The 21,476-nt window shown below is 73.0% G+C and carries 15 protein-coding genes and 1 pseudogene; 3 read left to right on the plus strand and 13 right to left on the minus strand.

All coding sequences use genetic code 11. From position 1 onward, the window contains the following. Nucleotides 1-7 precede the first annotated feature (7 nt). The 7 genes from ACFT41_RS12290 to ACFT41_RS12320 form a co-directional block, all read right to left on the minus strand. Nucleotides 8-661, minus strand: a complete 654-nt coding sequence (locus tag ACFT41_RS12290) for a GNAT family N-acetyltransferase (RefSeq protein ID WP_377583435.1) — start codon at nt 659-661, stop codon at nt 8-10. After that, complete coding sequence (locus ACFT41_RS12295; protein ID WP_377583433.1) at nt 655-1,776, minus strand: hypothetical protein; 1,122 nt, start codon at nt 1,774-1,776, stop codon at nt 655-657. Before ACFT41_RS12295 ends, ACFT41_RS12290 begins: the two co-directional genes overlap by 7 nt. A 5-nt stretch (nt 1,777-1,781) precedes the next feature. Continuing rightward, on the minus strand, nt 1,782-3,020 hold the full coding sequence (locus ACFT41_RS12300; RefSeq protein WP_377583431.1) for a glycosyltransferase family 4 protein: 1,239 nt from the start codon (nt 3,018-3,020) through the stop codon (nt 1,782-1,784). Then, nucleotides 3,017-3,691 (minus strand): NeuD/PglB/VioB family sugar acetyltransferase, encoded by a 675-nt coding sequence (locus tag ACFT41_RS12305; protein ID WP_377613810.1) that lies wholly within the window; start codon nt 3,689-3,691, stop codon nt 3,017-3,019. The genes ACFT41_RS12300 and ACFT41_RS12305 overlap by 4 nt, the downstream gene beginning before the upstream one ends. After that, nucleotides 3,688-4,854 (minus strand): DegT/DnrJ/EryC1/StrS family aminotransferase, encoded by a 1,167-nt coding sequence (locus tag ACFT41_RS12310; protein WP_377583429.1) that lies wholly within the window; start codon nt 4,852-4,854, stop codon nt 3,688-3,690. The genes ACFT41_RS12305 and ACFT41_RS12310 overlap by 4 nt, the downstream gene beginning before the upstream one ends. Nucleotides 4,855-5,402: 548 nt before the next feature. Further along, nucleotides 5,403-5,837, minus strand: coding sequence for a hypothetical protein (locus tag ACFT41_RS12315; protein ID WP_377583427.1), 435 nt, complete (start codon nt 5,835-5,837; stop codon nt 5,403-5,405). A gap of 146 nt (nt 5,838-5,983) precedes the next feature. Then, complete coding sequence (locus ACFT41_RS12320; RefSeq protein WP_377583425.1) at nt 5,984-8,413, minus strand: Tex family protein; 2,430 nt, start codon at nt 8,411-8,413, stop codon at nt 5,984-5,986. Between the two features lie 114 nt (nt 8,414-8,527). On the opposite strand from ACFT41_RS12320, the gene ACFT41_RS12325 reads away from it, so the two are divergent. Then, nucleotides 8,528-10,039: a deoxyguanosinetriphosphate triphosphohydrolase family protein gene (locus ACFT41_RS12325; protein WP_377583423.1), complete on the plus strand. Its 1,512-nt coding sequence runs from the start codon at nt 8,528-8,530 to the stop codon at nt 10,037-10,039. Between the two features lie 47 nt (nt 10,040-10,086). On the opposite strand, the gene ACFT41_RS12330 is transcribed toward ACFT41_RS12325, so the two are convergent. The 5 genes and pseudogenes from ACFT41_RS12330 to ACFT41_RS12350 form a co-directional block, all read right to left on the minus strand. Beyond that, complete coding sequence (locus ACFT41_RS12330) at nt 10,087-11,232, minus strand: MBL fold metallo-hydrolase (protein ID WP_377583421.1); 1,146 nt, start codon at nt 11,230-11,232, stop codon at nt 10,087-10,089. A 145-nt stretch (nt 11,233-11,377) separates the two neighbouring features. Next, nucleotides 11,378-11,521, minus strand: a pseudogene (locus tag ACFT41_RS12335) (glutathione-dependent formaldehyde dehydrogenase); the annotation flags it as partial. A gap of 329 nt (nt 11,522-11,850) precedes the next feature. Further along, nucleotides 11,851-12,612 carry a succinate dehydrogenase/fumarate reductase iron-sulfur subunit gene (locus tag ACFT41_RS12340; RefSeq protein WP_377583419.1) on the minus strand — a complete coding sequence of 254 codons (762 nt, stop codon included), beginning with the start codon at nt 12,610-12,612 and terminating at the stop codon, nt 11,851-11,853. Then, nucleotides 12,609-14,546 carry a fumarate reductase/succinate dehydrogenase flavoprotein subunit gene (locus ACFT41_RS12345; protein ID WP_377583417.1) on the minus strand — a complete coding sequence of 646 codons (1,938 nt, stop codon included), beginning with the start codon at nt 14,544-14,546 and terminating at the stop codon, nt 12,609-12,611. The genes ACFT41_RS12340 and ACFT41_RS12345 overlap by 4 nt, the downstream gene beginning before the upstream one ends. Before the next feature lie 2 nt (nt 14,547-14,548). Continuing rightward, a complete protein-coding gene (locus tag ACFT41_RS12350) occupies nt 14,549-15,238 on the minus strand; it encodes a succinate dehydrogenase cytochrome b subunit (protein ID WP_377583527.1) in 690 nt (229 codons plus the stop codon). 74 nt (nt 15,239-15,312) lie between these two features. Here ACFT41_RS12350 and ACFT41_RS12355 point away from each other — a divergent pair, with 74 nt between their 5' ends. Together ACFT41_RS12355 and rfbB are read left to right on the plus strand one after the other, a co-directional pair. After that, nucleotides 15,313-16,248, plus strand: coding sequence for a LysR family transcriptional regulator (locus ACFT41_RS12355; protein ID WP_377583415.1), 936 nt, complete (start codon nt 15,313-15,315; stop codon nt 16,246-16,248). A gap of 163 nt (nt 16,249-16,411) precedes the next feature. After that, nucleotides 16,412-17,452 carry a dTDP-glucose 4,6-dehydratase gene (gene rfbB / locus ACFT41_RS12360; protein ID WP_377583413.1) on the plus strand — a complete coding sequence of 347 codons (1,041 nt, stop codon included), beginning with the start codon at nt 16,412-16,414 and terminating at the stop codon, nt 17,450-17,452. A 6-nt stretch (nt 17,453-17,458) separates the two neighbouring features. Here the strand turns inward: rfbB and hrpA are convergent, their stop codons facing one another. Then, entirely contained in the window at nt 17,459-21,472 is a 4,014-nt protein-coding gene (gene hrpA / locus ACFT41_RS12365; RefSeq protein WP_377583411.1) for an ATP-dependent RNA helicase HrpA, read from the minus strand. Nucleotides 21,473-21,476 lie beyond the last annotated feature (4 nt).

Here is a 21,476-nt window from a genome sequence, read left to right on the forward strand (position 1 = left end):
TGGCGCCTCACGCCCCTGGGTTCGCGGCTGTCCAGGGTTCCCCGCTCGGCAGCCCGGACCGGCTGTCGCGTTGAGCGGGTGTGGGCACCGGGGCCGGCCCGCACACCCTCTCCACGTACTCGGCGGCATCCGGCAGGACAGCGAAGTCGGGACGGAGCGCGGCGACGTGGAAGAGGTCGCACCACCGACCCCCGCGGAACACCGACTCCCGTTCCCGGCCCTCCACCCGCCACCCGCACTTGCGGACGTACACCCCGAGGCTGGCGGCGTTGAAGTCCAGGATGGTGGTGTGCAGCCGGCGCAGGCCGACCTCGTGGAACGCCCAGGCCATCACCAGCATCAACGCGTCGGTACCGGCCCCACGCGGGGTCCTTCCGGGCATCAACTTGATGGCGCTGAGCGCCGATCGGTTGTGCCAGTCGACGCTCCAGAGCCCCGTCAGCCCCACCGGTTCCCTTGATGCCGGATCCACGACGGTGAGTCGTCGCGTGTGCTGATCCGCCGCCGCGCGCTGAAACCACTCCCGCTGCGCATCGGGCACGACCGGCCAGTGCCAGTCCACCACGTGGGTGCGGACCACGGTGTGATTGGACAGTTCCGCCAGGAACGGAAGATCGCCAGCCTCCATCGGCCGCAGTTCGACGAGTCGTCCCGTCAGCATGCCGACCCCCTTGTCGTGGCAGGCCTGGCGGCATGGGTGACGACCTCCGGGCCCGTGGGGGCGCACGCCGTCGAACCGAGGCGTTCCGCCAGGTCCCGGACTGAAACCGCCACTCGGTCCATGTCGGCGGGCCGGTAGCGGAAGTCGGTCACCAGGTGCAGCATCCGCTGGGAGTACGCGCGTTGCCGGGCGGGCGCGTTCTCGGGAAGGTCCCACAGCACCGCCGGATAGATGTCCCGGGCGACCAGTCCCTGGCGGACGGCTTCCCTGACTGCTGGTGCGTCGAACTCGCAGATCACGCCGAACGGCGTGACGCGCACGGCCAGCCCGGGCACCTCGGGCAAGCCGTGGGCCAGTCGGGCGGCGTTGTCCAGGCGGCGGCGCCGGAACTCGTCGAGAGGCAGCGCGTCCAGGGCGAGTCGGGTGTACCGCGAGGGGCCACTGACCCCGGCGGCGCCGATGTCCTGCTCGCTGGTCCGGTACAGCGCCAGGTAGGACTCCTTCGCAAGTGCGCCCCCGGCCAGGTAGGCAGCCTTGATGCACATGGCCGTGAGCGCCCGCGCGGCCGTCGCCGCGTGCCGCGCGTCGGTCGGCGCCTCCCCGGGCAGCGCATGTCCGGCCGGCGAGAAGAGCATTCCTCCATCCGGCAGGGGCAGCGTCTTGCGCAGCGAGGCGACCACGTACTCGGTGGGCAGGTCGACCAGCCACGGGGCGACCGGGTCGTGGGTGGCGTCAACGATCAGCGCGGCGCCCCGGTTGCCGGGCGGTGTCGGGGGGATCCCGAAATAGGAGACGGCCAGCACCACCTCGGTCGGTCGCACGGAGTCGGGGCTGGTGCCTTCCGCCGGGCCGGCGTCGTACGACAGGACCGGCAGCACCCCGGCCATCGCGTGGGCGACGGGCGGGCAGTAGTACGCGGGGACGTGCACCGCCGTCCAGCCGTACTCCCGGATACCGAACTGCAGCAGGGCCATCAGGGCCTGCCGTCCGGAGCCGTACAGCCGAGCGGGCTGGGGAATCCGCGATCCGCCCGATCCGGTCGGCAGCACCAGCGGGAACGCCGAACCGACCTCCCACGGCCTCTGCACGCCGGCGGGGGTCTGCGGGCGCGTCATGCTCCTCACCGCGCTGACGCCCCGGCGGCAACCTGTTCCAACAGGTCCGCCACGTGCTCCGCCGCCCGGCGGTTGTCGAACAGGTCGACCATCCGGCTGCGGGCGGCTGCCCCCCGGGCGGCCAGCACCCCCTCCTCGGACTCCCGATAGGCCTGCGCGAGCGCCGACACGAGCGCCGTCTGGTGGTCCCGGGGCGCCACCCAGCCGGACCGCTCGTCGACGGTCTCGGGCAGTCCCCCGGCGTCGCTCACGATGCTCGGTACTCCCATCGCGCCCGCCTGTACCGCCGCCCCGTGGCTCTCACCCAGCGAGGGGCTGACGCTGACGTCGGCTGCGTGATAACACGGCCGTACGTCCGCCACCGTGTCGAGCCAGGTGATCGTGGGATCGGCTTCCACGCGGAACTGGTCGATCAGTCGGCGGCGGTAGCGTTCGCCGGCCGGCCCGGTGCTCCCGCCGACGATCAGCAGATGGGCGCGTGGATGTGTGGCGGTGAAGACCTGCCAGGCCCGAAGGAGTGTGTCGTGGCCCTTGACTCCTCGTCCGCGGTGCACGAGGCGCTTCGGCGGGTAGACGTAGGCGACCATCACCGCGAGGAAGGCGTCCTGCGGGATGCCGAGCTCGGCCCGTGCCTTCGCCCGGTCGTCGCCGTCCCAGGCGCGGGGGGCGAAGTCGTCGGTGTTCACCCCGTATGTCGCGACGGCGCGTCGTGGCGACGGGCAGCCGAGGTCGCCGTAGCGGCGCGAGGCGTAGTGGCAGCCGCAGATGATCCGGTCGTCGAGCCGCCACAGCAGTCTTTCGGCGGTCCGGATCGGTGGCGAGTCGAGGTACGCCGGTCCGGCGACCATGTGGACACGGCGCAGCGGCAGGCCGAGAGTGGCGATCCGGGCCACGTAGGCCGACGAGATCAGGTGGTACTGCAGAACGTCGGGGCGCAGGCGGCGGATCAGCCCGCGCAACCTGAGCAGCCCGGCGAGCATTGATGGCCGCAGCGTGAAGTCGACGGGCGACTCGTAAACGATGACGCCACGCCGACGTAGCTCGGTGGTGAGGGCACCGGTGCCGGGCGGCAGGATGGCCGACACCTCGTGCCTGCGGGCCCGCAACTCGTCCACCTGCGGCAGGATGAACAGCCCACCCTGGTTGGTCTTGACCAGGACGACGATCCGTAGCGGCCCGACGCCCTCCGCGTTGTCCTGCGGGTCTCCCGGCGCTGCCTGGGTGTCTTCGCCGGAGCGCCTCACCGCGCCGGTACCCCCTTGACCACGGTGCCCGCCGGGACGTCCCGTACGACGCAGGCCCCCGCGCCGACGGTCGCCTCCGCGCCGATCCGCAGCCCCTGAAGCACGACCGCCCCGGCTCCGACCAGCACCCCCTCGTCGAGGTGGCAGTCCCCCGACACTGCAGCCAGTGGATTCACCGATACGTGATCACGCACTACGCAGTCATGCCCTATCGTCACGTTCTGGTTCAACTGGACATGGTGCCCAAAAGTGACGTTGGTGGTCACTCTGGCGCCGGCGAAGAGGACCAGCCCCTCGCCGTGCTCGGCGTCCGTGCCGAGCGTTGCGTCCGGGTGCACCAGCGTGGCCGCCGGGAGTCGGTGCGACGCCACTCGCCGCGCCACTCGCCGGCGGCTGCGCGGGTCACCGATGCCCACCGCGACGTGGGTGCCGGTCGGCAGGTCCCCCAGCGTGACCAGGGAGCCGAGGTACGGCACGTCGAGGCGTTGGAGGCGTTTGAGGTTCACTTCCGTCGGGGTGTCGTCGACGAAGCCCCGCACCCGCCAGGCAGTGCCCGCCGCGGCCTCGTTGATCGCGTGGACGATGTCGAGCAACTCCCGGCCGTGCCCCGCGCAACCAACGATCACCAGCTCCAGGCCAGCCGCGCCGCCGTCTCCTGCCGCACCGGTCACCGACGCTGCTCCAGGAACTGCTCCGCGGCCCCGAACACACGGTCCGCGTCGGCGCCGACGAGGGTGGACCCGCTCGGCAGCGAGATGCCGGTGGCGAAAAGCCGGTCCGCCGCGCCAGTCACCACCGCATGACGGCTGAGGTGAACCGGCTGCCGGTGCATCGGCTTGTACACCGGCCGGGACTCGATGTCGTGGCCGGCCAGGTGCTCGCCCAGCTCGTCGGCCCGCCAACCGGCGGTCGCCGGATCCACCACGAGGGTCGTCAGCCAGCAGTTCGCGCCGGGGTCGCCGTCGCCGAGGATGCGAACGCCCGGCACGCAGGCGAAGAGCTTGGCGTAGCGTTCCCGTACGGTCCGCCGTCGCTCGATCATGCCATCGAGCCGGTGCAGCTGTGCCCGGCCGAGCGCCGCGAGGACGTTGCTCAGCCGGTAGTTGTAGCCGACCTCGCAGTGCTCGTAGTGGGCGACCGGCTCGCGCGCCTGGGTGGACAACCTGCGGGCCTGGGCGATCAGTGCGGGATCGTCGCAGACCAGTGCACCGCCGCTCGACGTGGTCATGATCTTGTTGCCGTTGAACGAGAAGACGCCGAGCCGGCCGAAGGTGCCAGCGTGCCGCCCGCCGTACGACGAGCCGAGAGCCTGCGCCGAATCCTCGACGACCGGGACTCCCGCTGCCGTGCAAATCGGCAGCAGCCGCCGGTAGTCGGCGCAGCTGCCGTTGAGGTCCACCGCCACGACCGCCGCGACCCGTCGCCCACAACTGGCGAGGTCGTCGAGCAGGCCGGGCAGCAGGTCGACGTCGAGGTTACCGGTCGCGGGGTCGCAGTCGACGAAGACCGGCTTTGCTCCCGTGTACGTCACCGCGTTGGCCGTGGCCACGAACGTCAGCGTCGGCACCACGACGACCGAACCGGGCCCGGCGCCCACCGCCAACAGTGCCAGGTGCAGTGCCGCGGTCCCGCTGCTGACCCCCAGCGCGTGGCCGCAGCCCACCCGGTCGGCCAGCTCACGCTCGAAGGCGTCAAGGTCCGGCCCGGCCGGAGCCACCCAACCCGAACGCATCGCCGCGAGCACGAGAGTCTCCTCGCGGGGACCGACATCCGGCGGTGACAGGTGTACCCGCCGGGGCGCGGCGGCTTGACCACCGCAGTGCTGATCCACCATGCAGACCTCCCGAGTGACAGGTGCGGAGCACGCGGGCCGCGGGGTGCCCGGTGCCGTGTTCCACGTGTTTGCGGACAACCTCTTAACCAGGACCGGGGGAGGACGTTACGGACGCCCGGCCCGGCCGGGCGTAGAGCGCTGCCGGCCGGAAGCCGTGGCACAGGCGGGTCCGACGTGCTGCACCTGAGGGTGACCGCGCCAGCGGACGAGTCCTCGGTGGTGGCCGACCTGCTGGCAGCCGATCCGGGAGTGACCCATCTGGCCGTCCTCACCCGTGCCGGGCAGCGGAGCGGACGCGGTGGTCTGGGACGGGGTGGCCACCAAGGCCGGCGAGCAGACGGAACTGTCCGGCACCTACCTGGTGTTGATCGTGGTGGCCACCATGATCGCCGGCATCGGCGTCCTGCTCGACCAACCCGTCCTGATCGTCGGCGCGATGGTGGTCGGCCCCGAGTTCGGGCCGCTCACCGCAGGTCACGCTCACCGCAGGTCACGCTCGCCGTCGATGCGCTCCGGGCCGCGGCCTCCCGTGGCCCGCATCGGCTCGTTCAGCCCTGATCGGGATCCTCGTCCAGCCGCCGGGCGAGCAGGTCCCGCAGCGGGATCGACTCGCCGTCGCGCCCGCCCTCGCCGACGATCAGGGGGGCGGGGGAGGGCGGCGGGTCGGCTCCGAGGACCAGGGCACGCAGGCTCGCCGGGACGGTCAGCAGGTACCACCGCCCGGCGGTGTCCACCGCCCGGCTGCGGGCCCGGTCGACATACCAGCCCGTGAGCCGGGTGCGGTAGCGGGCCCGGCCGTCGTACGACCGGGCGTGCAGCCGGGTCGTCGGCAGCGCCCGCCGGGTCGCCTCGGCCACGAACCACGACACGATCTCTGCCGCCCTGGCGTGTTCGTCCGCCCGCCGCCGCTCGTCCGCCTCGGCGTGCGCGCGGACCGCCCGCCGCTGCCGCTCCCGCCACGCCGGGCCGTCGTCGTCACCCACCCGAGCGACGGTACGCGACCCGCGTGCCACCTGCGGGCCACGGCCCCGGGGAGCGGTGCGACCGCGCACCCGGGAACCTCCGCAGGTGGTGCCGGGGCGGGAACGGGTGCCGCCGGGGGCACCGGCGGCGGCCCCACCCGCGCCGATCAGGCCAGGCCGGCCCGGCGCAGCGCCTCGGCCATCGCGTCGTTGACCGGCGCGGACGCCCCGCCGCCCCGGCCCTGCCGCTGCTGCGGCCCGCCGCGCCCCTGGCCGTCGCGCGGTGGGGTATCCCGGGAGCCGCCGCGCCCGCCGGGCTGCCCGGCCCGGGGCCCGCCGCGCTCGTGGCGTCCGCCGTCCGAGCCGCCCTGCCCGCCGTCCGGGCCACCCCGGCCGGTCTCGGCCTCGTCCTCCAGCCGCAGCGTCAGCGAGATCCGCTTGCGCGGCACGTCGACGTCGAGCACCTTCACCCGGACCACGTCGCCGGACTTCACCACGTCGCGCGGGTCCTTCACAAACGTGCGCGACATCGCCGAGACGTGCACCAGGCCGTCCTGGTGCACCCCGACGTCGACGAACGCGCCGAACGCCGCCACGTTGGTGACCACGCCCTCCAGGATCATGCCGGGGGTCAGGTCGCCGATCTTCTCCACGCCCTCCACGAACGTGGCCGTGCGGAACTCCGGCCGCGGGTCACGCCCCGGCTTCTCCAGCTCGGCCAGGATGTCGGTGACGGTGGGCAGGCCGAAGGTGTCGTCGACGAAGTCGGTGGCCCGCAGCCCGCGCAGGATGGCGCTCTGCCCGATCAGGGAGCGCAGGTCCTGCCCGGTGCGGGCCAGGATCCGCCGCACCACCGGGTACGCCTCCGGGTGCACGCTGGAGGAGTCGAGCGGGTCGTCGCCGCCGGGGATGCGCAGGAAGCCCGCGCACTGCTCGAACGCCTTCGGGCCCAGCCGGGACACCTTCTTCAGATCGGTGCGGGAGCGGAACGGGCCGTTGGCGTCCCGGTGCAGCACGATGTTCTCCGCCAGCCCCGCGCCGATGCCGGAGACCCGGGTGAGCAGCGGCGCGGAGGCGGTGTTGACGTCGACGCCGACGCCGTTCACGCAGTCCTCCACCACGGCGTCCAGCGAGCGGGAGAGCTTCACCTCGGACAGGTCGTGCTGGTACTGGCCCACCCCGATCGAGCGGGGATCGATCTTGACCAGCTCGGCGAGCGGGTCCTGCAACCGGCGGGCGATGGAGACCGCGCCGCGCAGCGACACGTCCAGGCCCGGCAGCTCCTGCGAGGCGTACGCCGACGCCGAGTAGACCGACGCGCCGGCCTCCGAGACGACCACCTTCGTCAGGCTCAGCTCCGGGTGTCGCCTGATCAGCTCGCCGGCGAGCTTGTCGGTCTCCCGGCTGGCGGTGCCGTTGCCGATGGCGACCAGCTCCACGCCGTGCGCCCCGGCCAGCTTCGCGAGGGTGTCGATCGAGGCGTCCCACTGCCGGCGCGGCTCGTGCGGGTAGATCGTGTCGGTGGCGACGACCTTGCCGGTGGCGTCGACCACCGCCACCTTGACCCCGGTGCGCAGGCCCGGGTCGAGGCCCATCGTCGCCCGGGTGCCGGCGGGCGCGGCGAGCAGCAGGTCACGCAGGTTGGTGGCGAAGACCCGCACGGCCTCCTCCTCGGCCGCCTGCCACAGCCGCATCCGCAGGTCCGCCCCGAGGTGGATGAGGATCCGGGTGCGCCAGGCCCAGCGCACCGTGTCGGTCAGCCACTTGTCGCCGGGCCGCCCGGCGTCGCTGACGCCGAACCGGCCGGCGATCGCCGCCTCGTAGCGGGTCGGGCCGGTGACCGGGGCGTCTGAGTCACCCTCGGTCTCCGGGGCCATCGTCAGGTCGAGCACGCACTCCTTCTCGCCCCGGAACATCGCCAGGATCCGGTGCGAGGGCAGCTTTACGTACGGCTCGGCGAAGTCGAAGTAGTCGGCGAACTTCGCGCCGGCGGACTCCTGGCCGTCGCGTACCCGGGAGACCAGCCGGCCCCGCGACCACATCTGCTCCCGCAACGTGCCGATCAGGTCGGCGTCCTCGGCGAAGCGCTCCACGAGGATGGCCCGCGCGCCGTCCAGCGCGGCGGCGGCGTCGGCCACCCCCTTGTCGGCGTCGACGAACCCGGCGGCCCGCTCCCTCGGGTCCTCGCCCGGGTCGGCCAGCAGCGCGTCGGCGAGGGGCTCCAGCCCGGCCTCGCGGGCGATCTGCGCCCGGGTGCGCCGCTTCGGCTTGAACGGCAGGTAGATGTCCTCCAGCCGGGACTTCGAGTCGGCCGCCATGATCTGCGCTTCCAGGGCCTCGTCGAGCTTGCCCTGGCCACTGATGGACTCCAGCACCGCGGCACGGCGCTCGTCCAGCTCGCGCAGGTAGCGCAGCCGCTCCTCCAGGGTGCGCAGCTGGGCGTCGTCGAGCAGGCCGGTGGCCTCCTTGCGGTAGCGGGCGATGAACGGCACGGTGGCGCCGCCGTCGAGCAGCTCCACGGCCGCCCGGACCTGACGTTCGGCGACGCCGAGCTCGTCGGCGATCCGCTGGTGCACAGACTGGGTCACGATCTTCATCCGCCTTCGTGTGGGTTCCGCCCTGCATTGTGCCGCCCACCCCTGACGCCCCGCGCCGCACCCGCCGGGGACGACCCGACGTGCGCCACCGCCGGCTGCGCTAGCGTGGCGATCATGGAACAACCGGCTGACCCTCGGGCACGGCGGCTCTTCGGCGGCAGCGCGCGGGCCCTCGGCGACCTCGCCGTCGGCCCGTTCCGGGCCGACCGGGACCGGATCGTGGCCTCGCCCTTCTTCGCCCGCCTGGGCGGGGTCACCCAGGTGATCAGCCCGGGCGGCTCCGGCCTGCTGGTGCACAACCGGCTCACCCACAGCCTCAAGGTGGCCCAGGTGGCCCGCGCGATCGCCGAGCGGCTCACCGCCGACGAGCGCTGGCGGGACCTGCTGGACTCCCTCGGCGGCTGCGACCCCGACGTGGTGGAGGCCGCCGCCCTCGCCCACGACCTCGGGCACCCGCCGTTCGGGCACCTGGGGGAGCGGGTGCTCGACCGGCTGGCCCGCCAGCGGCTGGGCCTCGCCGACGGGTTCGAGGGCAACGCCCAGTCGTACCGGATCGTCACCAGCACCGAGATCCGCGGCGCGGCGACCACCGGCCTGGACCTGACGGCGGCGGTCCGGGCGGCCCTGCTGAAGTATCCGTGGACCCGGCTGGACCACCCGGACCCGCACCCCCGGCACCTCGTCCCGCAGCCCCGGGGCGCCGCCGCGCCCCCCGACGACCCGGACAGCGGGTCGGCGAAGTTCGGCGCGTACCGGACGGAGCTGGCCGACCTGCGGCAGGCCCGGGAGCCGTTCGCCGGGCGGATCGCCGACTGGCAGCAGACCGTGGAGGCGTCGGTGATGGACACCGCCGACGACATCGCGTACGCCATCCACGACGTCGAGGACTTCTACCGCGTCGGGGTGCTCCAGCAGGGGGCCGTGGCCGCCGAGCTGATGGCCTGGCAGCGGGAGCACGACCACCTGCGGGCGGTCACCGGCCCCGCGCTGGACGGGGTGGGCCGCAGGCCCGGGGCGGCCATCGAGCGGCTGCGCCGGCAGCTGCACCGCAAGGACGGCTGGATCGCCGACGACGAGGCGTTCGCCGCCGCCGTCGAGCACGTCCGGCAGGAACTGGTCGAAGGGCTGCTCGCGCTGCCGTTCGACGGCTCGATCGAGGCGGAGCAGTACGTCGCCCGGTTCTCCGCCCGGTGGACCACCCGGTTCGTCGACGCGATCACCGTGACCGAGTCCCCGTCGGTGCGCTCCGGGCACGTGCTGCTCGCCCCGGCCCAGTGGCACGAGGTGCAGGTGCTCAAGTTCGTCCACCACCGGTTCGTGCTGGCCCGCCCCGACCTGGCGCTGCACCAGCGGGGCCAGGCGCGGCTGCTCGGCACCCTCGTCGAGGCGCTGTGGGAGTGGCTGCTCGACCCGGAGGAGGAGTCCCGGCTGCCGCGCCGGCTGCACGACCTGGTCGAACTGGCCGAGGCGGAGCTGCACCCGCGCACCCCGGACCGGATCGGCCGGGCCCGGGGGAGGGCGATCATCGACTTCGTCGCGCAGCTCACCGACGGCCAGGCGGTGGCGATGCTGGACGCGCTGTCGGGCCGCTCCGGCGCGCTCTGGACCGACGCCTTCGTGCTCTGAGCGCCGGCGGCGGTCAGGCTCTGCGGAGGCTCAGGCTCTGGGCCTCCTCAGGCGATCGACTGCCACCAGCCGTCGACCGCCGGCGGGTCGTCGACCACCACCCGCTCGCCGGGGCGGGGCACCGCCAGCCGCACGTCGCGGGCCTTCGCCTCCGCCCAGAGCCGGTCCACCGGCTCGGACCAGTCGTGCAGGGCCAGGTTGAACGTCGCCCAGTGCACCGGCAGGAGCAGCCCGCCGCGTAGGTCGAGGTGGGCGGCGACGGCCTCCTCCGGGAACATGTGGATGCTCGGCCACGCTCGGTCGTACGCGCCGATCTGCATCAGCGTCACGTCGAACGGACCGTGCTCGGCGCCGATCTCGGCGTACCCGTCGAAGTAGCCGGAGTCGCCGGTGTAGAAGGCCCTCCGGTGTGCCCCGGCCACCACCCACGAACTCCACAGCGTGCCGTCGCGGCGCAGCCCCCGGCCGGAGAAGTGCTGGGCTGCGGTCGCGGTGATCGTCAGCCCGCCCACCCGGTGGCTCTCCGACCAGTCCAGCTCGACGATCCGCTGCTCCGGCACGCCCCACCGGTCCAGGTGCGCCCCGACCCCCAGCGGCACCAGGAACGGCGCGGACTGCCCGGCGGTCAGCGCCTGCACCGTGGCCAGGTCGAGGTGGTCGTAGTGGTCGTGGGAGATCACGATCGCGTCCACGGCGGGCAACTCGTGCAGGCCCACCGGGGGCTCGTGCAGCCGGCGCGGCCCGACCAGCGGCGACGGCGAGCACCGGTCGCTCCACACCGGGTCGACCAGCACCCGGTGGCCCTCGATCTCGATCAGCGCGGAGGCGTGGCCGTACCAGACGACGCCGAGCTCGCGTTCGGTGGCGGCGGTGGCCGGCGGGTCGACCGGGCGCAGCAGCGGGACGGCGGCGGTCGGCCGGCGTTTCTGCTTGCCGAAGATCAGCTCGCGGACCAGGTTGCGGTCGGGTGTTCCGGCCATCGTCCGGGTGCTCGCCCGGTTGCGGAAGGCGCCGTCGCGGAACTGCGGGGAGCGGGCCGCCCGCTCGGCGCGTGCCCCGGTGAGCCGCCCGCCCAGGGCGGCCGGCACGTCCCGGACCACCCAGGCCAGGCCGGCCAGGGCGGCGAGCCCGGCCGCGCCGCGCAGCCGCCGCGCCAGCGCCCGCTCGGCCGTCCGTTCCGCCTGCGTCCCCATCGTCGTCCGCCCCCTCCGCCGGTGTCCCGCAGTACACGGTAGTCCGCCGCAGCACGAGCCTGGTCCGGCCCCGCCGCTAGGTGCCGGCCGACCCGGGCGCAGAACTGCCCGACCGGGCCGAGCCCCCGAACACGGCGATGGTGCCGCCGGGCTTGAGGTACGGCCCGAGCACCTCGTACAGGTGCAGGTCGGATCCGCAGATCGCGGTGGAGGTGATCCGGACGATCGCGTCCGTCGGCTCCTCGATGCGCGGGTCCGGTACGCCCTCGACCCGGACGTCCCGCTTGCCCTTGTTACCCCCCTTGACGGCCGTTGAACCGGCTACCCCGCGACCCCGGCCGGCGCACCATCGGGGGAGCCCTCGCCCGCCCTGCCGGGGGAGGAAGGGTCTCCTGCGCGCCCTGTGGAGCTGCCCGCATAGACGGGGCATGCGGCGGCGTCCATGCGGCGCCGGCTCGCGGCGGCGGGCTGTGGGGCGGCGGGCTGTGGGGCGGTCGGTTCGCGGGGGCGCTGGCGTGCGGCGTCGGGTTCGCGGCGACTCAGGGCGCACAGCCGGGGCAGCTCCCTAGGGCCTGCGGGGCCGACCCGAGCCCGTCCCGGCCAGGGCCGGCATCAGGGTCAGGAACCCGGGATGCCACCGCGCTTGGCGGTGGCCGCCAGGTAGTCGCGGTTGAGCCGGCCGATGGTGTTCAGCGGGATGCCCTTCGGGCAGACCGCCGTGCACTCGCCGGCGTTGGTGCAGCCGCCGAAGCCCGCCTCGTCGTGCGCGTCGACCATGCCGACGACCCGGGTGTAGCGCTCCGGCTGCCCCTGCGGCAGCAGCGAGAGCTGGGTGACCTTCGCGGCGGTGAACAGCAGGCCCGAGCCGTTCGGGCAGGCCGCCACGCAGGCGCCGCAGCCGATGCAGGCGGCCGAGGAGAACGCGGCGTCGGCGTCGGCCTTGGCCACCGGCACGGAGTGCGCCTCGGGGGCGCTGCCGGTCGGCGCGGTGACGTACCCGCCGGCGGCGATGATCCGGTCGAAGGCGCCCCGGTCGACCACCAGGTCCTTGACGACCGGGAAGGCCCGGGCCCGCCACGGCTCGATGTCGATCGTGTCGCCGTCGGAGAACTGGCGCATGTGCAGCTGGCAGGCGGTGGTGCCGCGCTGCGGGCCGTGCGCGGCACCGTTGATCATGAGACCGCACATGCCGCAGATGCCCTCGCGGCAGTCGTGGTCGAACGCCACCGGCTCCTCGCCGGAGAGGATCAGCCGCTCGTTGAGCACGTCGAGCATCTCCAGGAACGACATGTCGGGGGAGACGTCGTCGACCTGGTAGGCCACCATCCGGCCCTTGTCGGCGGGGCCGGACTGGCGCCAGATGCGCAGGGTCAGGTTCACTTGTAGCTCCGCTGCGTCGGGTGCACGTACTCGAAATTCAGGTCTTCCTTGTGCAGCACGGCCGGCTCGTCGCCGCCGGCGTACTCCCAGGCCGCCACGTAGGCGAACCGGTCGTCGTCGCGCTGCGCCTCGCCGTCGGGGGTCTGGTGCTCGGCCCGGAAGTGGCCGCCGCAGGACTCCTCGCGGTGCAGGGCGTCGACGCACATCAGCTCGGCCAGCTCGAAGAAGTCGGCCACCCGGCCGGCCTTCTCCAGCGACTGGTTGAGCCCGTCGCCGTCGCCGGGGACCCGGACCCGCCTCCAGAACTCCTCGCGCAGCGCCCGGATCTCGTCGATGGCCTTGCGCAGCCCGGCCTCGTCGCGCTCCATGCCGCAGTGCTCCCACATGAGCTGGCCAAGCTCGCGGTGGAACGAGTCGACCGTCCGGTCGCCGTCGACGGCGAGCAGCCGCCGGATCCGGTCCTCGACGTCGCGCCGTGCCGCCACGGCCGCCGGGTGGCTGGCGTCGACCCGCTCGAACGGGCCGGCCGCCAGGTAGTTGGCGATCGTGTTGGGCAGCACGAAGTAGCCATCGGCGAGGCCCTGCATCAGCGCGGACGCGCCGAGCCGGTTCGCGCCGTGGTCGGAGAAGTTCGCCTCGCCGATGACGAACAGGCCGGGGATGGTCGACTGGAGGTCGTAGTCGACCCAGAGGCCGCCCATCGTGTAGTGCACGGCGGGGTAGATCCGCATCGGCACCTCGTACGGGTCCTCGCCGGTAATCCGCTCGTACATCTCGAAGAGGTTGCCGTACTTGGCCTCGATCGCCTTGCGGCCGAGCCGGTCGATGGCGTCGGCGAAGTCGAGGTAGACGCCGAGCCCGCCGGGGCCCACGCCGCGTCCGGCGTCGCAGACGTTCTTCGCCGCCCGGGAGGCGATGTCGCGGGGCACCAGGTTGCCGAAGGACGGGTAGATCCGTTCGAGGTAGTAGTCCCGCTCGTCCTCGCCGATGTCCTTCGGGGCGCGGTCGTCGCCCTTGGCCTTCGGCACCCAGACCCGGCCGTCGTTGCGCAGCGACTCGCTCATCAGCGTCAGCTTCGACTGGTGGTCGCCGGAGACGGGGATGCAGGTCGGGTGGATCTGCGTGTAGCAGGGGTTGGCGAAGTACGCGCCCCTGCGGTGCGCCCGCCAGGTGGCGGTGACGTTGCAGCCCTTGGCGTTGGTGGAGAGGTAGAAGACGTTGCCGTAGCCGCCGGAGGCCAGCACCACCGCGTCGGCGAACTCGCTGGTGATCTCGCCGGTGACCAGGTCCCGTACCACGATGCCCCGGGCCCGGCCGTCGACGACGATCAGCTCCAGCATCTCGTGGCGGGCGTTCATCTCCACGTTGCCCAGCCCGATCTGCCGCTCCAGGGCCTGGTACGCCCCGAGCAGCAGCTGCTGGCCCGTCTGGCCCCGCGCGTAGAAGGTGCGCTGCACCTGCGCGCCGCCGAAGGAGCGGGTGTCGAGCAGGCCGCCGTACTCGCGGGCGAACGGCACGCCCTGGGCGACGCACTGGTCGATGATGTTGACCGAGACCTCGGCGAGCCGGTGCACGTTGGACTCGCGGGAGCGGAAGTCGCCGCCCTTGACGGTGTCGTAGAACAGCCGGTGCACCGAGTCGCCGTCGTTGCGGTAGTTCTTGGCGGCGTTGATGCCGCCCTGCGCGGCGATCGAGTGGGCCCGGCGCGGGCTGTCCTGGTAGCAGTACGACCGGACCCGGTAGCCCTGCTCGGCGAGCGTGGCGGCGGCCGAGCCGCCGGCCAGGCCGGTGCCGACCACGATCACCGTCAGCTTGCGCCGGTTGGCCGGGTTGACCAGCTTGGCCTCGAAGCGGCGGCGGTCCCAGCGGGTCTCGATCGGCACCTGCGGGGCCCGGGCGTCGGCGATCGGGTCGCCCTCGGTGAACAGGTCCATGGTCAGGCCACCAATCCGGTGAGTACGGCGAAGGGGACCACGAGGTAGCCGGCGCAGAGCACGACGGCGAAGCCCAGCGCGGCGGCGCGCGCCCGGCGCTCGCCTGCGGGGGTCTGCTGGCCGAGGCTGCGGAACGCGCTGAACGCGCCGTGGCGCAGGTGGAAGCCGAGCGCCACGACCGCCAGGGTGTAGAAGAGGGTGACGTACCACCGGTCCGGCGCGAAGTCGGCGACCACGTTGCCGTACGGGTTGCCGGGGTCGCCCTGCGGGTTCAGGTGGCCGGTGGTCAGGTCCAGGATGTGGTAGATCACGAAGAGCAGGATGATCACCCCGCCCCAGCGCATCGTGCGGGCCGCGTAGCTGCCGTTGACCTTCTTGCGGTGTGCGTACCGGACCGGGCGGGCGGCGCGGGCGCGTAGCGCGAGCGTGGTGGCGGCCCCGATGTGGGCCAGCACGGCCGCCAGCAGCGCGGTGCGCTGGATCCACAGGAACCAGGTCGACGGCAGCACCGGCGTGCCGATGTCGCGCAGCCAGTGCGCGTAGTGGTCGAACGCGGTCTCGCCCGTGAAGATCTTCAGGTTGCCGAGCATGTGCGCGACGAGGAACAGCACCAGGAGGATGCCCGTCACCGCCATGACGGCCTTCAGGCCGACGTTGGAGCGGATGGGCGACCGGGATTTCGTGAGTACCACCACCCGGCCGACGCTAGGAGACCTGGGATCAGTCGTCCAATGCATCGACCTCGCAGTCTCGATAGCCATAGGCTATGCGAGTGCAGCTGCATCAGCTCCGGTACTTCGTCGCCGTCGCGGAACTACGACATTTCACCCAGGCTGCCGACGTCGTCGGCATCACCCAGCCGTCGTTGAGTAAGCAAATTCACGCCCTGGAGACCGGCCTCGGGGCCCCGCTGTTCGAGCGGGTGCGGGGCCGGATCGCCCTCACCGCCGCCGGCGAGGTGCTGCTCCCGCTGGCCCGGCGCATCCTCGCCGACGTCGACACCGCCACCCGGGAGGTGCAGGAGCTGGTCGGGCTGCGGCGCGGCCGGGTCCGCCTCGGCGCCACCCCGAGCCTGGCCACCTCGCTCGCCCCGCCCGTGCTGCGCCGGTTCCGCGACGCCCACCCCGCCGTCGACCTGCGGGTGGAGGAGGGCGGCTCGCAGGACCTCGTCCGCGACCTGCTGCGCGGCGACCTCGACCTCGCACTGATCATCATGCCTGCCCAGGGCGCGGACCCGGGCCTGGAAACCGAGGAGATCCTGCGGGAGAGCCTGGTGGTCGCCTCGCTCGGCGAGGTGCCCGGCACCCCGCCCTCCGGCGACCTGCGCGTCACCGACCTGCGCGGCCAGCCCCTGGTGATGTTCCGGGAGGGCTACGACCTGCGCGACGCCACCCTCCAGGCTTGCCGGGAGGCCGGTTTCGAGCCCACCCTGTCGGTCGATGGCGGCGAGATGGACGCCGTGCTGAGCTTCGTCGAGGCGGGGCTCGGGGTGGCGCTGGTGCCCGGCATGGTGGTGGCCCGCCGCCCCGGCGTCCGGGTCACCCGGCTGGCACCGCCCGGGGTGCGCCGGACCATCGCCGTGGCCCGCCGCCGCGACGTGGTGCCCACCCACGCCGGCCGCGAGCTGCGCCGGATCCTCCTGGAGTACGTGCGGACGGCCACCGAGCAGGACGAGCTGCCGCCCGGTGTGGAGCCCCGCTGAGCAGCCTTGTCTGCTCTGGGTTAAATAGTCCTTAAGAGGGTCATACAGCACCTATTCGTCTTCTTCGTCCCCTATGGTGAAGCCTTGTTGCAGGCAAGACGCCCGTCGGCCTGCCGAGGGAACAGTCCAAGCGCGCGGGCTCGCGTGGCAGGGAGGCCACCACATGAGGATCCTGGTTACCGGCGGCGCCGGCTTCATCGGCTCGCACTTCGCCCGGAGCCTGCTGGGCGGGCGGTACGTCGGCTTCGAGGACTGCCACGTCACGGTGCTCGACAAGCTCACCTACGCCAGTGACCGGAACAACCTGCCCGCCCACCACCCGCTGCTGACGTTCGTACGCGGCGACCTCTGCGACCGCCCGCTCCTGGCCGACCTGGTCCCCGGGCACGACGCCGTGGTGCACTTCGCCGCCGAGTCGCACGTCGACCGCTCGATCGACGACCCCGCCCCGTTCTTCGAGACCAACGTGATGGGCTCGCACCACCTGATGGCGGCCTGCGCCCGCGCCGCCGTCGGCCGGGTCGTGCACGTTTCCACCGACGAGGTCTACGGGTCGATCACCGAGGGCTCGTGGACCGAGCGCTGCGTGCTGGAGCCCAACTCCCCGTACGCGGCGTCCAAGGCGGCCAGCGACTGCATCGTGCGCTCGTACTGGCGTACCTACGACGTCGACGTGTCGATCACCCGCTGCGCCAACAACTACGGCCCGTACCAGCACGTGGAGAAGGTGATCCCGCGCTTCGTCACCAGCCTGCTCACCGGCGGGGACATCACCCTGCACGGCGACGGCGGCGCGGTGCGCGAGTGGCTGCACGTCGACGACCACTGCCGCGCGATCGCCCTGGTGCTGGCCAAGGGCCGCGCCGGCGAGGTCTACAACATCGGCGGCGACATCGAGCTGACCAACCGGGCGCTGGCCGAGAAGATCCTGCTGCTGGCCGGGGCCGGCTGGGACCGGGTGCGGCACGTCGCCGACCGCAAGGTGCAGGATCAGCGGTACTCCCTGGACTACACCAAGATATCTGAGGAACTGGGCTTCGAGCCGCAGATCCGGTTCGCCGACGGGCTGGCCGAGGTCTTCCACTGGTACCGGGAGAACCGGGCCTGGTGGGCGCACGCGTACCCCGAGAACCGGCCCGCCGCGCTGGCCACCGCCGTGCGGGGCCTGCCGACCGGCCGGGCCGTCCCCGCCCCGGTGCACTGACCCAGCTCAGCGGCCCTCGGCGTCGTCCATCGCCCGGTAGATCCGCTGCTCCGACACCGGGTACGGGGTGCCGAGGGCCTGGGCGAACACGTTCACCCGCAGCTCCTCGATCATCCAGCGGATCTGCCGCACCGCCGCCGACCCGCGCCGGCCCGGCGGCAGCGCGGCGAGCAGGTCGGCGTGCTCCTTCTGCACCGCCGCCACCCGGTCCTGCTGCTGGCGGTCCCGCTGCGGGTTGCCCGGCAGCCGGTCCAGCCGTCGCTCGATCGCTGTCAGGTAGCGCAGCAGGTCGGACAGGCGGGCGTATCCGGTCTCGGTGACGAACCCCTTGTGCACCAGGCCCGATAGCTGGGCCCGGATGTCGGCCAGGGCGGCCACCACGGCCAGGTTCTGGGTCTTGCCGAGGCGCTGCTCGACGGCGTACGCGGCGGCGAGCACCTGCCGCACCCGGCCCATCACCTCGACCACGGTGTCCACCAGGTCGGCGCGGACCCGCTCCCGCAGCGCGGCGAAGCCGTCGGCGTCCCAGGCCGGGCCGCCCGCCTCGGCGATCAGCTTGTCGATCGCCGCCCCGGCCGCGTCGGCGATCAGCTCCTGCACGCCGCCGTGCGGGTTGCGGCTCAGCGCCAGCTTCGCCTCGTTGGACAGCCGCCCCTGGAGGAACTTCGCCGGTGACGGCACGGTCAGCCGCAGCAGCCGCCGGGTGCCCGCCCAGTGCGCGGCGGCCTGCTCGGCCTCGGAGTCGAAGACCTTCACCCCGACCGTGGGCCCTTCGTCGACCAGCGCCGGGTACGCGGTGACCGCGTACCCGGCGCGGACCTGCTCGATGGTGCGGGGAAGATCGCCGATGCTCCATTCACGGAGGCCCGTCCGGGCGACGTCCGGGGCGGCGGCGGCCACCACCTGGCGTACCTCCTGGCGGAGCTGGCGTTGCAGCGCCGGCAGGTCCTTGCCCTCGGCGACCGGCTTGTTCTCCTCGTCGAGCACCCGGAAGCTGACCCGCAGGTGGGCGGGGAGCTTCCCCGGCTCCCAGGCGTCGCGGGGCACGGTGACCCCGGTCATCCGGCGCAGCTGCCGGGTCAGCGCGTCCAGCAGCGGCTCCTGCCCGGGGGTGATCGCCGCGAGCGCGGCCCGCGCATAGTCGGGGACGGGGACGAAGTTGCGCCGGATCGCCTTGGGCAGCGACCGGATCAGCGCGATCACCAGCTCCTCGCGCAGCCCGGGGACCTGCCAGTCGAAGCTCTCCGCCGGCACCTGGTTGAGCAGCGGCAGCGGGATGTCCACGGTCACGCCATCGGTCGGGGTGCCCGGGTCGAAGGAGTACGTCAGCGGCAGGGTGACCCCCTCGGCCCGCCACTCGTCGGGGTAGTCGGCCTCGGCGACGCCGCCCCGGCCGGCGACGACCAGCAGCTCCCGGGTGAAGGTGAGCAGGTCGGGCCGCTCCCGGCGGGCCTGCTTCCACCAGGCGTCGAAGTGCCGGCCGGAGACCACGTCTGCCGGGATCCGCTCGTCGTAGAAGGCGAAGATCGTCTCGTCGTCGACGAGGATGTCCCGCCGCCGGGCCCGGTTCTCCAGCTCCTCGATCTCGGTGAGCAGCTTGCGGTTGTCCCGCCAGAACTGGTGGTGGGTGGACCAGTCGCCCTCGACCAGGGCGTGCCGGATGAACAGCTCGCGCGACAGCGTCGGGTCGATCCGCCCGAAGTTGACCTTCCGGGCGGTGACCAGCGGGACGCCGTACAGGGTGACCTTCTCGTAGGCCAGCACCGCCGCCTGCTTCTTCTCCCAGTGCGGCTCGCTGTGGCTGCGCTTGACCAGGTGCTGGGCGAGGGGCTCGACCCACTCCGGTTCGATGCGACCGGCGACCCGCCCCCACAGCCGGGAGGTCTCCACCAGCTCGGCGGCCATCACCCAGCGCGGCGGCTTGCGGAACAGCGCCGAGCCGGGGAACAGGGCGAACTTCGCCCCCCGCGCCCCGAGGTACTCGTGCTTCTGCGGGTCCTTCAGCCCGATGTGCGACAGCAGGCCCGGCAGCAGCGACTGGTGCACCTTCGGGGTGTCGATCTCCTCCGGCAGGTCCGCGCCGGCCCCGCGCCGGCCGTCGCCCTTCTCCGCCGTACGCAGCACCTGGCGCACCTGGCTGACGATGTCCTGCCACTCGCGTACCCGCAGGTAGTTGAGGTATTCGGCCCGGCACATCCGGCGGAACGCGCTGGAGGACAGCTCCCGCTGCTGCTCGCGCAGGTGCCGCCACAGGTTCAGGTACGCGACGAAGTCCGACTCTTTGTCGGCGAACCTCGCGTGCGCCTGGTCGGCCTGGGCCTGCTTCTCGGCCGGCCGCTCGCGCGGGTCCTGGATGGACAGCGCGGCGGCGATCACGACCACCTCGGTGGCGCAGCCGTTGCGCTCGCCCTCGATCACCATCCGGGCCAGCCGGGGGTCGACCGGGAGCTGGGCCAGCCGCCGGCCCAGCGGGGTGAGCCGCTTCGCCGGGTCGGCCTCGGTCGGGTCCAGCGCGCCCAGCTCGTGCAGCAGGTGCACGCCGTCGGCGATGTTGCGCCCCTCCGGCGGGTCGATGAACGGGAACGCCGCCACGTCGCCCAGCCCGATCGAGGTCATCTGGAGGATGACCGAGGCCAGGTTGGTGCGCAGGATCTCCGGGTCGGTGAACTCGGGGCGGGAGTCGAAGTCGGACTCGTCGTAGAGGCGGATGCAGATGCCGTCCGAGGTGCGCCCGCAGCGGCCCTTGCGTTGGTTGGCCGACGCCTGCGACACCGGCTCGATGGGCAGCCGCTGCACCTTGAGTCGGCTGGAGTAGCGGGAGATCCGGGCGGTGCCCGGGTCCACCACGTACTTGATGCCGGGGACGGTCAGCGAGGTCTCCGCGACGTTGGTGGCGAGCACCACCCGCCGCGCGGTGTGCGGGGCGAACACCCTGTGCTGCTCGGCGGCCGACAGCCGCGCGTACAGCGGCAGGATCTCGGTGCCCAGCAGCGACCGTTTGGAACCGACCAGCTTGCCCAGCGCGTCGGCGGTGTCGCGGATCTCGCGCTCGCCGGAGAGGAAGACCAGGATGTCGCCTGGCCCCTCGGCGGCCAGCTCCTCGACGGCGTCGCCGATGGCCTGGATCTGGTCGCGGACGTTCTCCTCGTCGTCGCCGGAGTCGTCCTCGCTCTCGCTGATCTCGACCAGCGGCCGGTACCGCACCTCGACCGGGTACGTCCGCCCGGACACCTCGACCACCGGCGCGGGCCGGCCCTCGGCGTCGGCGAAGTGTTTCGCGAACCGGTCCGTCTCGATGGTCGCCGAGGTGATGACCACCTTGAGGTCGGGGCGGCGGGGGAGGAGCTGACGCAGGTAGCCGAGGATGAAGTCGACGTTGAGGCTGCGCTCGTGCGCCTCGTCGATGATCAACGTGTCGTACTGGCGCAGCATCCGGTCGGTCTGCAACTCGGCGAGCAGGATGCCGTCGGTCATCAGCTTGACCAGGCTGCGGTCGCTGACCTGGTCGGTGAAGCGGACCTTGTAGCCGACCGCGTCGCCCAGCTCGGTGCCCAGCTCCTCGGCGATGCGGTCGGCGACGGTGCGGGCGGCCAGCCGCCGGGGCTGGGTGTGCCCGATCAGCCCGTGCACGCCGCGCCCCAGCTCCAGGCAGATCTTGGGCAGCTGGGTCGTCTTGCCGGAGCCGGTCTCGCCGGCCACGATCACCACCTGGTGGTCGCGGATCGCGGCGGCCAGGTCGTCCTTCCGCTCGCTGACCGGCAGCCCCGCCGGGTACGTGATCACGGGCACGGCCGCGCGGCGGTCGGCGAGCCGCTGTTCGGCCCGGGCGACGTCGGCGGTGACCTCGGCGAGCGCGGCCTCGCGCCGCTGCGGGTCGCGCAGCCGGCGTACCCCGTCGAGGCGCCGCTGGAGCCGGCGCTGGTCGCGGAACATCAGGGCGGGCAGGCGACGGTGCAGCTCGCGGACGGTGTCGGACGCGGCGGGAGCGGCGGCTGCGGCGGGAGCGGCTGGATTCTGCATGTCG

The sequence above is a fragment of the Micromonospora sp. NPDC057141 genome (assembly GCF_042670805.1).
Taxonomy (GTDB): Bacteria; Actinomycetota; Actinomycetes; order Mycobacteriales; family Micromonosporaceae; genus Micromonospora.

Excerpts from the sequence above, each read along its gene's own strand:
- ACFT41_RS12295 (WP_377583433.1), bottom strand. The coding sequence starts at position 1,776 with ATGACGCGCCCGCAGACCCCCGCCGGCGTGCAGAGGCCGTGGGAGGTC.
- ACFT41_RS12290 (WP_377583435.1), bottom strand. The coding sequence starts at position 661 with ATGCTGACGGGACGACTCGTCGAACTGCGGCCGATGGAGGCTGGCGAT.
- ACFT41_RS12355 (WP_377583415.1), top strand. The coding sequence starts at position 15,313 with ATGCGAGTGCAGCTGCATCAGCTCCGGTACTTCGTCGCCGTCGCGGAA.
- ACFT41_RS12330 (WP_377583421.1), bottom strand. The coding sequence starts at position 11,232 with ATGGGGACGCAGGCGGAACGGACGGCCGAGCGGGCGCTGGCGCGGCGG.
- rfbB (WP_377583413.1), top strand. The coding sequence starts at position 16,412 with ATGAGGATCCTGGTTACCGGCGGCGCCGGCTTCATCGGCTCGCACTTC.
- ACFT41_RS12325 (WP_377583423.1), top strand. The coding sequence starts at position 8,528 with ATGGAACAACCGGCTGACCCTCGGGCACGGCGGCTCTTCGGCGGCAGC.
- ACFT41_RS12310 (WP_377583429.1), bottom strand. The coding sequence starts at position 4,854 with ATGGTGGATCAGCACTGCGGTGGTCAAGCCGCCGCGCCCCGGCGGGTA.
- ACFT41_RS12320 (WP_377583425.1), bottom strand. The coding sequence starts at position 8,413 with ATGAAGATCGTGACCCAGTCTGTGCACCAGCGGATCGCCGACGAGCTC.
- ACFT41_RS12345 (WP_377583417.1), bottom strand. The coding sequence starts at position 14,546 with ATGGACCTGTTCACCGAGGGCGACCCGATCGCCGACGCCCGGGCCCCG.
- hrpA (WP_377583411.1), bottom strand. The coding sequence starts at position 21,472 with ATGCAGAATCCAGCCGCTCCCGCCGCAGCCGCCGCTCCCGCCGCGTCC.